This is a genomic window from Planotetraspora sp. A-T 1434, assembly GCF_025420585.1.
In the GTDB taxonomy this organism is placed as follows: Bacteria; Actinomycetota; Actinomycetes; order Streptosporangiales; family Streptosporangiaceae; genus JAOEGB01.
The window spans coordinates 118,686-134,343 of the sequence record NZ_JAOEGB010000019.1 but is presented as its reverse complement, the minus strand read 5'-3'; the positions used below and the strand labels follow the sequence as shown (position 1 = coordinate 134,343).

Here is a 15,658-nt window from a genome sequence, read left to right as displayed (position 1 = left end):
GAAATCTCCGACTGCGAGACAATGGCGGGCATGGTGCTCACACTTCACCGCCTGCCCGCCGTACTGACATGAAGATCGGGATCATCGGCGCGGGGATCCTGGGTCTGGCGGTGGCCCGGGAGATGGCGCGTACGGGCGCCGAGGTGACCGTGCTGGACAAGGAGGCCGAGGTCGCGGCCCACCAGACCGGGCACAACAGCGGCGTGGTCCACGCCGGGATCTACTACACGCCCGGTTCGCTCAAGGCGACGCTCTGCCGGGACGGCATGGCGATGCTGAGGGAGTACTGCTTCGAGCACCGGCTGCCCTATGAGGAGGTCGGCAAGCTGGTAATTGCCTCGACCCGTGCCGAGCGGGACGGCCTGCGCCGGATCGCCGACCGGGCCAGGGAGAACGGGGTGCCGGGCATCGCCGAGCTCGACGCACTGGGCCTGCGGGAGATCGAGCCGGACGCGGTCGGCGTGGGGGCGGTCTACTCGCCCCACACCGCGATCACCGACTTCCGCGCCGTGGCTCGCCGCCTCGCCGCCGATGTGGAGGAAACGGGAGGGTCCGTACGGCTCTCGCATCCGGTCCGGGCGCTGAGGGAGACGCCGGGCGGCGTGGAGGTGCTGGCGGGGACGGGCCGGTTCAGGTTCGACCGGGTGATCTCCTGTGCGGGGCTGGGGACCGACCGGGTGGCCGCCATGGCCAAGGCGGGCGGTGATGTGCGGATCGTCCCCTTCAGGGGTGAGTACTACCGGCTGGCCGAAACGGCGAAGGGCATGGTCCGAGGGCTGATCTATCCGGTGCCGGACCCCCGCTACCCCTTCCTCGGCGTCCATCTGACCCGCCGGATCGACGGGGAGGTGCTGGTCGGGCCCAACGCGGTGCTGGCCCTGGCACTGGAGGGCTACTCGTGGCGCGAGATCTCGCTCAGGGACCTGCGCCAGATCCTCACCTGGCCGGGCACCCGCCGGATGGCGGCGACGCACTGGCGGACCGGTGTCAAGGAGGTGTACGGCTCGCTGGCGCGCCGGGCCTTCCTGTCGGCGGCGCGGCGCTACGTCCCCGCGCTGACCGCCAAAGACATCGTCAGGACGGAGGGGGGCGTGCGGGCGCAGGCGGTGGCCAGGGACGGGCGGCTGCTCGACGACTTCGCGATCGACGCGCACGGGCCGATCGTCCTGGTCAGGAACGCCCCGTCGCCCGCCGCGACCTCCAGTCTGGCGATTGCCCGGCATATCGCGTTAACGGTTCGCTTACCAGGGACGTCCTAGAGTGCTACCTGCCATGGTCAACGCATCTCCGAAAGCCCGGCTGCTCATCGTCGAGGACGAACCGAACATTCTGGAACTGCTGGCCGCGAGCCTCCGGTTCGCGGGATTCGACGTGGACACCGCCTCCAGCGGAAACGCGGCGGTCACGGCGGCCCAGCGCCACCGGCCGGACCTGATCGTCCTCGATGTCATGCTGCCCGACATGGACGGCTTCGACATCGTGCGCAGGCTGCGCGGTGGCGGCACCCACACTCCTGTGGTCTTCCTCACCGCGAGGGACGCGACAGAGGACAAGGTCCGCGGCCTGACCCTCGGGGGCGACGACTACGTGACGAAGCCGTTCAGCCTCGAAGAGGTGGTCGCCCGGATCAGGGCCGTGCTCCGCCGTACGAGTGGCGACCCGATGGCGGTCGCTCCCCGGCTGACCTTCGCCGACATCGAGCTGGACGAGGACTCCCACGAGGTGTGGCGCGCGGGCTCCGCCGTATCGCTGTCGCCGACGGAGTTCAAGCTGCTGAGATACTTCATGGCCAACGCCGGGCGGGTGCTCTCCAAGGCGCAGATCCTCGACCACGTGTGGGACTACGACTTCCGCGGCGATGCCGGAATCGTCGAGTCCTACGTCTCCGTGCTGCGGCGCAAGCTCGACAACGCCCACCCGCGGCTGATCCACACCCTGCGCGGGGTCGGGTACGTCATGCGGATACCGCCGACCAGCGCCTGACGCCCGTGTCGGGGCGGACGCCACTGCGGATCAGGCTCAGCGCGGCCATGCTGGCGCTGGTCGCCGTCGCCCTGGCCGTCATCGGAGTGGCCAGCGTGTCGGTGCTCCGCGACTACCTGGTCAGCCGGGTGGACATGCAGCTCGGCCTGGTGACCGCCGACGTAATGAAGCGGCTTCACCGCGGACCGGCGGCCTTCAGCTACCTGAGGGTTCCGCCGGAGGGCCGCGTGGAGATTCGCGACCGTGACGGAAGGACGATCCTGCTCCAGGCGGGGATGGCCGTCGAGAGCCGGCCCGGTCCCGATGCCGTCACGTCACAGGTCCCGCAGACGGTCGCCGCCCTGTCGGGTGACGGCCTGTGGCGGGCACGACTGGTCGCGATCAGCGACCAGGGCAGCATGATTGTCGCCGTGGACCTGGCCTCGGTGCAGCAGATCACCGGTCGGCTCGCGCTCATCGAGTTGCTGGTCGGCGGGGTCGTGATGGCCGTCCTCGCCGTCGTCGGCGTCATGATCGTACGGCGGAGCCTGCAGCCGCTGGCCGAGATCGAGGGGACCGCCGAGGCCATCGCGCAGGGTCACCTCAGCAGCCGCATTCCCGACCGGGATCCCAGAACGGAGGTCGGGCGGCTCGCCCGATCACTCAACGGCATGCTGGCCCAGATCGAGGCGGCGTTCCAGGCCCGCGCGGCGTCCGAAGCGTCCGCCCGCGAATCGGAGGCCAGGATGCGCCGGTTCATCGCGGACGCCTCCCACGAGCTGCGGACCCCTCTGACGTCGATTCGGGGGTTCGCCGAGTTCCACCGGCAGGTGCCGGACGCCGACGTGACGCGTCTGCTGGCTCGGATCGAGAGCGAGGCCGCCCGCATGGGCCTTCTCGTGGAGGACCTGCTGCTGCTCGCCCGCCTCGACCAGCAGCGTCCCCTGCAGGCCGAGCCCGTAGACCTGCTCGCCATCGCCGTCGACGCCGTGAACGACACGAGGATCCTCTCCCCGGACCGGGACGTGTCCCTCCTGATTGACGGGGATGCGGCGCTGATCGTTCTCGGAGACGAGGTGCGGCTTCGTCAGGTCGTGGGCAACCTGATGAGCAACGCGACGACCCACACCCCGGAGGGGACCCCGATCACGGTCCGCGTGGGGGCGACCGGAGGGAATGCCTTCGTCGAGGTCGCCGACAAGGGGCCGGGGCTCACCGCCGAGCAGGCCGAGCGGGTCTTCGAGCGCTTCTACCGCGCCGACCCCTCGCGGACCCGGCCCTCGGGAGGCAGTGGGCTCGGGCTGGCCATCGTGGACTCGCTCGTTCGGGCGCACGGGGGGACCGCCACCGTACAGACGGCACCGGGAGCTGGGGCTGCCTTCCGCATCGTGCTCCCGCTCGCGCCTGACGCCCTGCCGCTCGCGCCTGACGCCCTACCGTGAGCGGGGGAAGCCCTCGTCGGGGAAGCCGCCGGTCGTCGTGCTCGCCGGCAGGACGACTTGTCCCCTTCGGAGAGCCCGTCGACGATCTGGACATATCGGTCGCCGCGTAGGCCCGTCTTGACGACCGACCCGCCGCCCCTGGCCGCCGCCGTCCCTGACGGTTACCGTCGTGGTCCCGTTCGCCTGGGTCCGTACGGCTTGCGCGGGGATGTACAGGGCGTCGGCCGCGTCACCGGTCGTCACCCGCACGGTCGCGCTCTGCCCGAGCAGCAGCCTGGCCGGGCGGGTGCCGAACGAGATCGTCACGCCGTAGCGGACGAGCAGGTCGGGGGAGGCCACGTGATTGCCCGCTTGGCCGTACCTGAAAGTTGCCTGTGGATACGACTGCCAGGAAACCTTCAGCATTGGCCGAAGTTGCCCGAAGCCGGATCCGCCAGGGTTCAGCTTCGTGAAGCTGTCGGCGAAGCGCAGAGCACTGATCATCAACGGCGTCCTGGGGATGCTGCTGCTCGGTGGGGTGGGTGCGGCCTACGCCTCCCTGGGGGGCGACTCCTCAACCGAGGCGACGCCGCTGACCACGCGGGTCACACGCGGGACGGTCCTGTCGTCGGTCTCAGCCTCCGGATCGGTGGGGAGCGCACGGACCAGGGCTCTCGATTTCGGCACCAGCGGCACGGTCGAGTCGATCAAGGTCGAGACGGGGGACAAGGTCAGGAAGGGGGAGGTGCTCGCGCGGCTTGACGACACCGCCGCCCGGGAGAGCCTCGACGCCGAGAAGGCGGCCCTCGCCGCCGCGGAGGCGGGGGACACCTCGACCCCCTCGGGCTACTCGCAGTACATCAGCGCGAGGAACTCCTATCGGGCCGCGAAGCGGGCGCTCGCCGGGACGGTGATCAAGGCGCCCTTCGCCGGGACGGTCATCGCCGTGAACGGATCCGTCGGCGGTTCTTCAAGCGGTTCCTCAAGCGGTTCCTCAAGCGGTTCCTCAAGCGGTTCCTCAAGCGGTTCCTCAAGCGGTTCATCAGGCTCCGCCGGCAGCGGGGGCTTCATCGAGATCGCGGACGCCTCCAGGCTCCAGGTGATCGGCGATTTCACCGAGGCCGACGTCACCAGGCTCAAGGTCCGCCAGGCGGCCACGGTCACCTTCGACGCGCTCCCCGGGGTGAGCGCCGGTGGCAGGGTGACGGTGATCGACCCGCAGCCGCACACCAGCGACAACGTGGTCCAGTACGCGGTGACCGTCTCCCTGACCGGCGTCCCGCGGGTCGTACGGCTCGGCCAGACCGCGAGCGTCGAGGTGGTCGTGGACAAGGTCGGCGACGTGCTGACCGTGGCCACCTCCGCCATCACGACCGCGGGCGGCCAGAGCACGGTCACGGTCCTGGAGAACGGCAAGCAGGTCGTGAAACGAGTGGAGACCGGGGTCAGGGGCGACTCGACCACCGAGATCAAGTCGGGGCTCAACGAGGGAGACCAGGTCGTACGGACCCTGCCCGCGACCACCACGGACGGCCTCCAGTTCCCGGGTGGGTTCGGCGGCTTCCGGAGGGGGACGGGGCGATGACGCCGCGATCCGCACCGGTCCTCGACATCAGGGACGTGACCAAGGTCTACGGCGGGGGTGAGGCGACGGTCCACGCGCTGCGCGGGGTCTCGCTCACGGTCGAACGCGGCGACTATGTCGCGATCATGGGGGCCTCCGGGTCGGGCAAGTCGACGCTGATGAACATCATCGGCTGTCTCGATGTGCCGTCCACGGGCCGCTACCTGCTGGACGGCACCGATGTGGGGCGGCTGGACGACGTGCGGCTCGCGATCGTCCGCAACCGGAAGGTCGGGTTCGTGTTCCAGTCCTTCAACCTGATCCCCCGGATGAGCGCGCTGGCCAACGTGGAGCTCCCTCTGGCGTACGGGGGCGTCAAGGCGGCGGAACGGCGGAGCCGGGCGCTCGCCGCGCTCGACCGGGTGGGGCTCGCCGACCGGGTCCGCCACCAGCCCAACGAGTTGTCCGGTGGGCAGCAGCAGCGGGTGGCGGTGGCCCGGGCGCTCGTCACCGCGCCGACCCTGCTGCTCGCCGACGAGCCGACGGGAGCCCTCGACAGCAGGGCGAGTCAGGACGTCATGCACATTTTCGACCGTCTCAGCGCGAGAGGCCGGACCATCGTCGTCATCACCCACGAGGAGGACGTCGCCGCGCATGCCAAGCGGATCATCCGGCTCATGGACGGCCGGGTGATCGAGGACGTCCGCAGGTCGCCGGTCGGCGGCCTTCCCCCACGGCTCGCGGAGGTGGCCACGTGAACACGACCGAGGTTCTCCGGTTCGCGGTTCGCGGCCTGACCGCGAACAAGATGCGCAGCGCGCTCACCACACTCGGCATCCTCATCGGCGTGGCGGCGGTGATCCTGCTGGTCGCCGTCGGCGAAGGGTCGTCGCAGCAGATCCAGCGGAACATCCAGCGCCTCGGCTCCAACACGCTGACGGTCTCCCCGTCGACGTCGGGCGGTGGGGGCCGAGGTGGTGGTGGGGGACTGTTCGGAGGCGGCGGTGGCGGTGTCGCCGATGCGCGGCAGCGGAATCCGGGTCCACGTACGCAGGCCAAGGACCTGACGGTGCAGGACGCCGAGGCGCTGGCCGACCCGCGGAACGCGCCGTCGGTGAAGAGCGTCTCCCCGATCGTCACCGCACAGGGCCTGACGGCCGCCTTTGAGGGCGCCGGGCACTCGATCGGCCAGTTCGTCGGCACTTATCCGAGCTACTTCGAGGCATCGAACAAGCCGGTGGCGAAGGGCACCTACTTCTTCAACGACGACGTGCTGGCCTCCCGCAAGGTCGTGGTCATCGGGAAGACCGTGGCCGGCGACCTTTTCGGCACGGTCGACCCGGTCGGCAGGCAGATCAACGTTTCGGGCGTGCCGTTCACCGTCGTGGGCGTGCTCAGGGAGGCCGGATCCTCCGGCTTCCAGGACGCCGACGACGTCGCCATCGCGCCGCTGCCGGCCGTACAGCAGAGCCTCACCGGCTTCGGGCCGCTCGGCCAGATCCTCGTCCAGGCCAGGAGTGCCGACGTGGTCGACGCGGCCCAGTCCGAGGTGACGGGGGTGCTCGACCAGCGGCACGGCATCACGGGCACGGCGTCCGCCGACTTTCGCATCCTCAACCAGGCGACGCTGCAGGAGACGGTCAGCGCGGCGACCGGCACGTTCACCGTGCTGCTGGGCGCGGTGGCCGCGATCAGCCTCCTCGTGGGCGGCATCGGCATCACCAACATCATGCTGGTGACCGTCACCGAGCGGACCCGGGAGATCGGCATCCGCAAGGCGATCGGGGCGCCCAAGGGAGCCATACTCGGCCAGTTCCTCGCCGAGGCGACCATGCTGAGCCTGGTCGGCGGCCTCCTGGGGGTGGCGATCGCGGTGATCGGCGCCCAGTTCACGATCGCGGGGGTGAAACCCGTCATCGTGCCGACCTCGATCGCGCTGGCGCTGGGCGTCTCCGTCGCGATCGGCCTGTTCTTCGGCAGCTATCCCGCCAACCGGGCGGCCAGGCTGCGCCCGATCGACGCCCTTCGCTTCGAGTGATCGCCAGGAGATGGATATGAGCAGGCACAACGCCGAGGACCTCCTGGATTCCTCGCCGTTCGAGGACGATCTCCAAGCCGAGCTGGCGGCCCGGCCCGGCGGAGGCGGGCCGTCGAAGGTCACCCTCGCGCTCGGCGCGGGCGTCGTGCTCGTGGTGGGGCTGCTCGCCGGCATCCAGGCGCAGAAGGCCTGGGGCACGGCGGCGGCCTCCGCCACCCCCACGGCGGTCAGAACCGGGGGCTTCGGCGGCGGAGGCGTGGGCGGCGGAGGTTTCGGTCGCGGGGGTTTCGGTCGCGGGGGTTTCGGCGGCGGGGGTTTCGGCGGCTCGGCCCGAGGTTCCGGCGGCACGGCGGGCAACGTGACCTTCGGCACGGTCAAACTGGTGGACGGCGACAAGATCTATGTCCAGACGGCCGATGGCGTCGTCGTGGTGAGGACCAGCGGCGATACCAAGATCCAGGTGAGCAGGCAGGGCAAGGTCAAGGATCTGAAGGCGGGCGCCGTCGTGGTCGTCTCGGGCCCCCTGGACTCCGAGGGCATGGTGAACGCCACATCCGTCAGCGAGGGCTCGTCCCAGGGACGGGGGCCGGCCTCGTGACCGCCGACGTCCAACTCCTGGTCGTGGACGACGAGGTGAACATCAGGGAGCTGCTTTCGGCGAGCCTGCGGTACGCCGGATTCCACGTGGTGACCGCGTCGGACGGCCAGGAGGCACTGGAGGTCGCCGAACGGATGCGACCCGACCTGATCGTGCTCGACGTGATGCTGCCGGACATGGACGGCATCGCCGTCACCGACCGGCTGCGCGCCGCCGGACACCGGATCCCCGTGCTGTTCCTCACCGCGCGGGACTCGATCGAAGACAAGATCGACGGGCTCTCCCACGGGGACGACTACGTGACCAAGCCGTTCAGCTTGGAGGAGGTGCTAACCAGGATCCGGACGGTGCTCCGCCGGACGGGCGGCGAGCCCGGCGTTCCGGCGCGGCTGAAGATCGCGGACCTGGAGATGGACGAGACCACCCACCGGGTCTGGCGAGGAGGCCGGCCGGTACGGCTGTCGCCGACCGAGTTCAAGCTGCTCCACTACTTCCTGGTCAATCAGGGCCGCGTGCTGTCCAAGGCGCAGATCCTCGACCATGTGTGGCGCTACGACTTCGCGGGCGACCGCAACATCGTCGAGTCCTACGTGTCCTATCTGAGGCGCAAGGTCGACACGACCGGTCCGAAGCTGATTCACACACTGCGGGGCGTGGGCTACGTCCTCCGTCCCCCACGGCAGTGAGCCGGAAGGGCCGGCATCTTCCCAGGCATCGGCGGCCGATTTGGGGGAAGGTCGGGGGGTATGAACGTTGGGCTCCTGGCGGCCCTCAAGACGCTGCGGCAACACCTCGATCACGACCTGTTCCCTCTCGCGATCGGCGACGTCGCGGCCGACCGGCGCGCCCTGAAGGAGCTGAGCGGGCAACTCGACGACTACCTCCTGCCCCGGCTGGCGGCCATCGACGCACCGCTGCTGGCCGTGGTCGGCGGCTCGACCGGCGCGGGCAAGTCCACCCTGGTGAACTCGCTGGTCGGAGCGAACGTCACCGAGCCGGGGGTGCTGCGACCGACGACGCTTGCCCCGACGCTGGTGTGCAACCCGGCCGACGCGGCCTGGTTCACCTCCACGAGCATCCTTCCGGGGCTGCCCAGGGTCACGGGGCTACCTGGGATCACTGGGGGTGGCCGTGGCGAGCCGGGCACCCTCCGGATCGCGACCGCCGACAGGTTGCCCGCCGGGCTGGCCCTGCTCGACGCGCCCGACATCGACTCGATCGTCTCCACCAACCGCGAACTGGCCGCGCAGCTCCTCGCGGCGGCCGATCTGTGGCTGTTCGTCACCACGGCGTCCCGATACGCCGACGAGGTGCCGTGGAGCTTCCTGCGGCTCGCCCGGGAGCGCAGCACGGCTCTCGCGATCATCCTGCAGCGGGTGCCCGCCGAGGCGTGTGAACCGGTGACCGCCGACCTGACCCGGCTGCTCCGGGAGCACGGCCTGGGCGACGCCCCCCTGTTCACCGTTCCCGAGCTGGAGCTCCCTTCCGAGCACGCGCGGCTGCCCGCGCACGCCGTACAGCCGATCGCGACCTGGCTCGCCCGGCTCTCGGTCGACGCGCGGGCGCGGGCCGCCGTGGTGCGGCAGACGCTCTCCGGCGCGCTGGACAGCCTGGGGACGCGGGTGCCCGCGCTCGCCGACCGGGTCGACAGGCAGCGCGCCGGGATCGCGGAGCTGCGCGCCGTCGTGGAGAAGGCCTACGACTCGGGGATGTCCGCGTTCGACGAGGGCATGCGGGACGGCCTGCTGCTCCGCGGCGAGGTCCTGGCCCGCTGGCAGGACTTCATCGGCACGGGAGACCTGATGCGGTCGCTGGAGTCCCGCATCGGGTGGCTCCGCGACCGCATCACCGCCGCGTTCACCGGGCGGCCCGCCCCGGACAAGGAGCTGCGGGTGGCGCTGGAGAGCGGCGTGGAGACCCTGATCCGGGCCACCGCCGACGGGGCGGCGGAGCGGGCCGTGGAGTCCTGGCTCGCCATGCCGGCCGGCCGTGACCTGCTGGAGCAGTCCGGCGTCACTGTCACCGGACGGCTCGGCCGGGCCTCCTCCGATCTGTCGTCACGGGCGAGTGCGGCCGTGCGGGAGTGGCAGGGCTACGTGCTCGACCTGGTCAGGTCCGAGGGCACCGACAGGCGGACGGTCGCGCGGGCCGCGTCGTTCGGCGTCAACAGCCTGGGCGTGATGCTGATGCTCGCGGTGTTCGCTTCCACCGGGGGGATCACCGGCATCGAGATCGGCATCGCGGGCGGCACGAGCCTGCTGAGCCAGAAGCTGCTGGAGGCCATCTTCGGCGACCAGGCCGTCCGGACACTGACCCAGAGCGCCCGCGAGGACCTCCGCCGCCGGGTCCGCGAGATCCTCGACGATGAGCGGTCGCGGTTCACCTCGCTGCTGGACGGCCTCGGCCCCGCCGACGACACGTCCGCCCACCTCAGGGACGCGGCGAAGGCCGTACAGGAAAGGGGCGCTCTGTGAGGCTCCTGCGGAGGAAGGGCGAGGCGACGCTGGACGACCGGCTCGCGGCGCTGGCGGAGGCGGCCGACCTCGCGGAGGGGCGGCTGGATCAGGCGACGGTCGATCGGGCCCGCGACGTGGTCGCCCGCGCGGGGGTACGGCGGAGCCTGTCCGTGGACCATACGGCCGTCGCCCTCGCCGGGGCGACGGGAAGCGGGAAGTCGTCGCTGTTCAACGCCCTGTCGGGGACCGAGCTGGCCGCGGTCGGCGTGACCCGGCCCACGACCTCGAAGGCGCAGGCCGCCCTGTGGGGGCCCGACGGCTCGGGCCCACTGCTCGATTGGCTCGACGTCCCGCTCCGCCACACGGTCGGCGAGAGTCCGAGCGAAGACCCGGGGCTGGTCCTGCTGGATCTGCCCGACCACGACTCGATCGAGCTGTCGCACCGGCTGGAGGTCGACCGGCTGGTCGCCGTCGTGGATCTGCTGGTGTGGGTGCTCGATCCGCAGAAGTACGCGGACGCGGCCGTGCACGAGCGCTACCTCCAGCCGCTCGCCCGCCACCGGGACGTGATGCTGGTCGTGCTCAACCAGATCGACCGGCTGCCCGAGCGGGCGGTCAAGCGCTGCCTCGACGACCTGAGCAGGCTGCTGGAGGCCGACGGCCTGCACGACGTCCCGGTCATCGGCGTGTCGGCGAAGACCGGCCAGGGCCTGCCCGAGCTTCGCGCCGCGCTCGACCGCCAGGTCTCCCGGCGTGCCGCGTGGGCGTCCAGGCTGGCCGCCGACGCCGGCACGGCCGCCGACGCCCTGCTCGCCGCGTCGGGCGGCACGGCTCCCGCCCCAGAGAACGCCCCGCTCATGCCGGCGGCCCTGCCGGGGCTGCTGGGGAAGCCGCTGTCGAAGGCGCTCTCCCAGGCGGCCGCCGTGCCGCTGGTGGTGGAGGCCGTCGCGAAGGCCCACCGGCACCGGGCGGTCGCCGCGACCGGCTGGCCGGTGACGCGGTGGCTGCGCAAGCTCAGGCCGGACCCCCTCCGCCGCCTCCGGACGCGGGTCCGCGCGGAGCTTCCGGTCGGCACCTCCGTCCAGCTGCCGGCGGTGGACACGGCCCTGCGCGAGGTCGGGGCGGCGGCCTCGGCGGGCGTGCCGGAGCCCTGGGCGTCAGCCGTACGGCATGCCGCGCGGTCACGGGCCGGCGAGCTGGCGGACGCCCTGGACCGGACGGTGACCACGGCCTCCCTCGGGGCCTCCCGGCCGCCCCGCTGGTGGCGGATGGCCGGGACGCTGCAGTGGCTGCTCGTCGGGGCGATGGCGGTGGGGGCGCTCTGGCTGCTCGCGCTGTTCGCCCTCGGCTACCTCATGCTGCCGAGGCCCCCGACGCCGACGCTGGGCCAGGCGCCCTGGCCGACTGTGCTGCTGATCGGCGGCGCGGTCGCCGGGGTGGTCGTCGCGCTGCTCTGCCGGCTGGTGGCCTGGATCGGCGGCGGACGCCGGGCCCGCAAGTCGGCGAAGGTCCTGCGGGCCGGCATAGAGCGGGTCGGCGAAGAGCTGGTCGTCGCCCCCGCGGGGGAGGAGCTGGCCCGCTACGCCCGCTTCGTCGATCGGGTCACGTCGGCGCGCTGAAGCGGGTCGGCGTCCGGATCGAGCTGGGGGCCGAGTTGGGGGCCGAGTTGGGGGCCGGGGGCCTCGATCTGCCGGGGGCCCGCCGTCAGCGTGTCCTCCGCCTCGGCCTTGGCCTCCGCGGCGGCCCTCTCGGCCTCGGCGACGGCCTCGCTCCCGGCGCGGCTCGGCTCGCGCTCCCGGACGGCCGGCGACACCGGCAGCGCCTCCGTGAACGCCTTGGAGACGCCCTGCAACGCCGAGGTGACCTCGCTCGGGATCACCCAGAACGTGTTGCCCTGCCCCTGCGCGAGCTGGGGGAGCACTTGAAGGTACTGGTAGGCGAGCAGCTTCGGGTCCGGGTCGTTGCGGTGGACGGCCTGGAAGACTTCGTCGATCGCCTGCGACTGGCCCTCGGCCTTGAGGATCTGCGCGGTCCGCTCACCTTCCGCACGGAGGATCGCGCTCTGCTTCTCGCCCTCGGCGGTGAGAATCTTCGACGCCCGCTGGCCCTCGGCGGTGAGGATCGCGGCGCGCTTGTCCCGCTCGGCGCGCATCTGCTTCTCCATGGCCTCCTTGATGGTCTTCGGCGGGTCGATCGCCTTGATCTCGACCCGGTTGACCCGGATGCCCCACTTGCCGGTCGCCTCGTCGAGCACGCCGCGCAGCTGGCTGTTGATGGTGTCACGGGAGGTCAGCGTCTTCTCCAGGTCCATGCCGCCGACGACGTTGCGCAGCGTGGTGACGGTGAGCTGCTCGACGCCCTGGATGAAGTTGGCGATCTCGTACGCCGCGGCCCTCGGGTCGGTGACCTGGAAGTAGAGGACCGTGTCGATGTCGACGACGAGGTTGTCCTCGGTGATGACGGGCTGCGGCTTGAACGACACCACCTGCTCACGCAGGTCGATCAGCGGCCGGACCCGGTCGACGAACGGGATGACGAAGTTGAGCCCCGGGCCGAGGGTGCGGTAGTAGCGCCCCAGGCGCTCGACGTTCCCGGCTCTGGCCTGGGGCACGATGCGGACGGCGCGCAGCACCGTGAACACCGCCACCAGTGCGACGATCAGGCCGGCGATCAGGGCTGCGTCCATGCTCACTCCCTGGGATAGACGAGGGCGGTGGCGCCTTCGATCTGGATGACGTCGACGGCGGACCCGGCGGGGATGACGAGGGTCTCGTCGTAGGCCCGCGCAGACCACTCCTCGCCCCCGATGCGGACTCTGCCCTCCCGCCCGGTGACCTCCTTGGTGACGTACGCCGCCTTGCCGACGAGCGCGGAGACCCCGAAGCGCTGGAGTGGGGGCTGGGTGATGTGCCGCCGTGCGATCGGCCGGACGCCGAGCAGCCCGGCGGCCGAGGCGATGACGAAGACGGCGAGCTGGAGGCCGGGCGGGAACCCGATCAGCGCGACCCCCGCCGTGAGGAGGGCCGCGATGGACAGGAGCCCGAGCGCGGCGGTCAGCGTGAAGATCTCGGCGATGCCCAGCGCCGCCGCCAGGATGAGCCAGACGATCCACGAGTCCATTGCCTCGCCTCCATAGCAATGAACGGATCCCGATCCGTGAGGGTTCCTCCCCTTCACGTTAACTCTGATTCGCGAGCGCGCTGCCCTTGAGCCAGTCGGCCCAGGGGAGCTGCCAGTAGCCCCAGCCGTTCGTCCACTCCAGCTTGCGGTCGGTGCCCGTGACGATGACCGGATCGCCCCGGAGGGCGTGCTCGTAGAACCACCTCGCCTGGTCCGGCCGGGCGTTGACGCACCCGTGGCTCACGTTGGCCCGGCCCTGGGCCCAGATGTTGTCCTTGGCGTGGACGTACTCGCCGCTGTTGGAGATCCGCACGGCGTAGCCGATCATGACGTCGTAGTATCCGGGATCGCCCTTGTCGCGGCCCGGCGAGATCATGCGGACCGGGTTGCCCTTGTCCATCGTCAGGTGGATGCCGCTGGTCGTGGTGTATTCCGTGGTCGTGGCCATGCCCGCGCTGATCGGCATGCGCTGGACCACCTCGCCGTCCTGTCGCACCACCATCTGGTGCGTCAGGGTGTCCACCGTGCTGACCATCGCGCGGCCGACGGTGAAGGAGACGGTCCGGTCGGCCGTGCCGTACGTGCCGGGGCCGGCGCGGACGCCCGCGAGGTGGGCCGCGAAGACGACCCTGTGTCTGGCCGGCCACAGTTTCCTGGTCCGGTAGACCACCCGGCTGTCGCCGGCCCAGTGCCAGGCGCCCTCGACGCCCGCCCGGACCTCCAGCGCCCGCTCGACGGCCGCCCGGTCTTGGACGTGTCCCGTGAACGTCACGATGATCGGCATGCCCACGCCGACGGTCTCACCGTCGTACGGCGCGACGGACCCGATGCCGAGCCCATGCGCCGGGCGGAGGGTCCGGAACCGGCCCGCGAGCCGCGCCGCGACGCCCTCACGGCCGACGGCCGCGGCGTTCACCACGTATTCCGTCCCCGGCCGCAGCGTCCAGGCCGACCGCCAGGACGTGTGGGACGCGTCGAAGGCGCCGGGGACCGGTTCGCGCCCGGCGAAGGCCAGCACGCTGGTCAGCCTGCCGCCCCCGGCGGTGACGACGAGTCCCTTGTCCGGCGGCGCGGAGACGGCGTCGGCGGCGGGGGACATCGTGATGCGGGGCGGGGGCGGCGTCACGCGCGCGCAGGCTCCCATCAGCACAACCGCGAAAGCACAGACCAGGAGGAGGGCCGCGAGGGGTGCCGTGTGCCGCATCCCCAAAGAGTAGCGAGGGGTGACGACAAGAACACGCTCTGTGGGCGGTCCGAGGTCAGGCCCGCGCCGCCCACGTCCAGGCGTAGCCGGGATCCTCGCAGGCCAGGGCCGCCGGGCCGAGGTCGAGGGGCCGGAAGGTGTCGAGCATGACCGCCATCTCGCTGGTGGCCGAGCGGCCCTGCCGTACGGCCTCGACGGCGGCCTCGACCGCGCCCGGCTGCGGGCCGTGCGTGAAGCCCGCCGGGTGCAGGGAGACCGAGCCGACGTCGATGCCCGAGCCCTTCCTGGCCGTGTAGTCGCCGCCCACGTAGAACATGAACTCGTCGGAGTCCACGTTGTGGTGGTTGTACGGGATCGGCACGGCGTCCGGGTGGAAGTCCAGCGGCCGCGGGCAGAACGAGCAGATCACGAAGCCGGGCCCCTCGAACGTCTGGTGGACCGGCGGCGGGGCGTGGGTGCGCTTCACGATCGGCTCGAAGTCGTGGATGTTGAAGGCGTAGGGATACAGGCAGCCGTCCCAGCCGACCACGTCGAACGGGTGGTGGGCATAGGTCAGCCGGGTGAGCCCGCCGCGCGTGCGGACGAGGACCGGCACGTCCTCGCCGTCGGCCAGCAGCGGCTCGGTGGGCGCGCGCAGGTCGCGCTCGCAGTAGGGCGCGTGCTCCAGGAACTGGCCGTACTGGGACAGGTAGCGCCTCGGCGGCCGGATGTGTCCCGCCGCCTCGATGACCAGCGCGGTCACCCGGCCTTCCGGCACCCAGCGGTGGATCGTCCCCGTGGGGACGACGACGTAGTCTCCCTCGCCGGCGTCCATGGCCCCGTAGGCCGATTCGAAGCGGGCCCTGCCACTGGCGATGTAGACGCACTCGTCGCCCATGGAGTCGCGGTAGAGCTCGCTGGGGCGGTCCGTCGCGGCGTACGAGATCCGGACGTCCGCGTTGGCCGCCAGCAGCGAGCGGCCGGAGACCAGGTCGCCGCCCGGCGCGAGGTCCTGGGTGCGGAAGTGGCGTGGCGAGAGGGGCAGGTTGGGGGTGAGCCCGGAAGCGCCCACGTCTACGGCCCCTTCGACGTGCTCGGCCTTGACGATCGCGGTCGGGGCGTGGCGGTGGTAGAGGAGCGATGAGTCGGACGAGAAGCCCTCCTCGCCCATCAGCTCCTCCTGGTAGAGGCGGCCGTCGGGCTGCCGGAACTGCACGTGGCGCTTGCCCGGCACCTGGCCTACGACGCGGTAGTACGGCATGGCGACCCCTCCATGTCCGAATGTCGCATTGTCCCGGAGGTGATGTCCGGATAGC

General features: G+C 71.3%; 15 protein-coding genes. 10 read left to right on the top strand and 5 right to left on the bottom strand.

Translation table 11 applies throughout. From position 1 onward, the window contains the following. Nucleotides 1-68 precede the first annotated feature (68 nt). From lhgO to N5079_RS24005, 3 genes are read left to right on the top strand one after another with little or no spacing between them, the layout of a single operon-like run. Entirely contained in the window at nt 69-1,259 is a 1,191-nt protein-coding gene (gene lhgO / locus N5079_RS24015) for an L-2-hydroxyglutarate oxidase (protein ID WP_261586261.1), read from the top strand. A 13-nt stretch (nt 1,260-1,272) separates the two neighbouring features. Next, nucleotides 1,273-1,983: a response regulator transcription factor gene (locus tag N5079_RS24010; protein WP_261586259.1), complete on the top strand. Its 711-nt coding sequence runs from the start codon at nt 1,273-1,275 to the stop codon at nt 1,981-1,983. A 5-nt stretch (nt 1,984-1,988) separates the two neighbouring features. Continuing rightward, entirely contained in the window at nt 1,989-3,404 is a 1,416-nt protein-coding gene (locus N5079_RS24005; protein ID WP_261586257.1) for a sensor histidine kinase, read from the top strand. Here N5079_RS24005 and N5079_RS24000 read toward each other — a convergent pair. Beyond that, nucleotides 3,396-3,809: a hypothetical protein gene (locus N5079_RS24000; protein WP_261586256.1), complete on the bottom strand. Its 414-nt coding sequence runs from the start codon at nt 3,807-3,809 to the stop codon at nt 3,396-3,398. The two genes, N5079_RS24005 and N5079_RS24000, sit on opposite strands and share 9 nt — an antisense overlap. 43 nt (nt 3,810-3,852) lie before the next feature. Between N5079_RS24000 and N5079_RS23995 the strand changes: the two genes are divergently transcribed. From N5079_RS23995 to N5079_RS23965, 7 genes are read left to right on the top strand one after another with little or no spacing between them, the layout of a single operon-like run. After that, nucleotides 3,853-4,968 (top strand): efflux RND transporter periplasmic adaptor subunit, encoded by a 1,116-nt coding sequence (locus tag N5079_RS23995; protein WP_261586255.1) that lies wholly within the window; start codon nt 3,853-3,855, stop codon nt 4,966-4,968. After that, nucleotides 4,965-5,705 carry an ABC transporter ATP-binding protein gene (locus tag N5079_RS23990; protein ID WP_261586254.1) on the top strand — a complete coding sequence of 247 codons (741 nt, stop codon included), beginning with the start codon at nt 4,965-4,967 and terminating at the stop codon, nt 5,703-5,705. Before N5079_RS23995 ends, N5079_RS23990 begins: the two co-directional genes overlap by 4 nt. Further along, a complete protein-coding gene (locus tag N5079_RS23985) occupies nt 5,702-6,985 on the top strand; it encodes an ABC transporter permease (protein WP_261586253.1) in 1,284 nt (427 codons plus the stop codon). Before N5079_RS23990 ends, N5079_RS23985 begins: the two co-directional genes overlap by 4 nt. Before the next feature lie 16 nt (nt 6,986-7,001). Then, nucleotides 7,002-7,583 (top strand): hypothetical protein, encoded by a 582-nt coding sequence (locus N5079_RS23980; RefSeq protein WP_261586251.1) that lies wholly within the window; start codon nt 7,002-7,004, stop codon nt 7,581-7,583. Continuing rightward, nucleotides 7,580-8,269, top strand: coding sequence for a response regulator transcription factor (locus N5079_RS23975; RefSeq protein WP_261586250.1), 690 nt, complete (start codon nt 7,580-7,582; stop codon nt 8,267-8,269). Before N5079_RS23980 ends, N5079_RS23975 begins: the two co-directional genes overlap by 4 nt. Nucleotides 8,270-8,329: 60 nt before the next feature. Beyond that, the gene (locus N5079_RS23970) at nt 8,330-10,057 is read left to right on the top strand and encodes a GTPase domain-containing protein (protein WP_261586249.1); all 1,728 of its coding nucleotides are present in this window, start codon (nt 8,330-8,332) and stop codon (nt 10,055-10,057) included. After that, nucleotides 10,054-11,658: a YfjP family GTPase gene (locus N5079_RS23965; RefSeq protein ID WP_261586248.1), complete on the top strand. Its 1,605-nt coding sequence runs from the start codon at nt 10,054-10,056 to the stop codon at nt 11,656-11,658. Before N5079_RS23970 ends, N5079_RS23965 begins: the two co-directional genes overlap by 4 nt. Here the strand turns inward: N5079_RS23965 and N5079_RS23960 are convergent. From N5079_RS23960 to N5079_RS23945, 4 genes are read right to left on the bottom strand one after another with little or no spacing between them, the layout of a single operon-like run. Further along, nucleotides 11,619-12,725 carry an SPFH domain-containing protein gene (locus N5079_RS23960; RefSeq protein WP_261586247.1) on the bottom strand — a complete coding sequence of 369 codons (1,107 nt, stop codon included), beginning with the start codon at nt 12,723-12,725 and terminating at the stop codon, nt 11,619-11,621. The two genes, N5079_RS23965 and N5079_RS23960, sit on opposite strands and share 40 nt — an antisense overlap. A 2-nt stretch (nt 12,726-12,727) precedes the next feature. After that, the gene (locus N5079_RS23955) at nt 12,728-13,159 is read right to left on the bottom strand and encodes an NfeD family protein (protein WP_261586246.1); all 432 of its coding nucleotides are present in this window, start codon (nt 13,157-13,159) and stop codon (nt 12,728-12,730) included. 58 nt (nt 13,160-13,217) lie between these two features. Then, nucleotides 13,218-14,363 (bottom strand): Ig-like domain-containing protein, encoded by a 1,146-nt coding sequence (locus N5079_RS23950; RefSeq protein WP_261586244.1) that lies wholly within the window; start codon nt 14,361-14,363, stop codon nt 13,218-13,220. A gap of 55 nt (nt 14,364-14,418) precedes the next feature. Beyond that, nucleotides 14,419-15,603 (bottom strand): homogentisate 1,2-dioxygenase, encoded by a 1,185-nt coding sequence (locus tag N5079_RS23945; RefSeq protein WP_261586243.1) that lies wholly within the window; start codon nt 15,601-15,603, stop codon nt 14,419-14,421. Nucleotides 15,604-15,658: the final 55 nt, after the last annotated feature.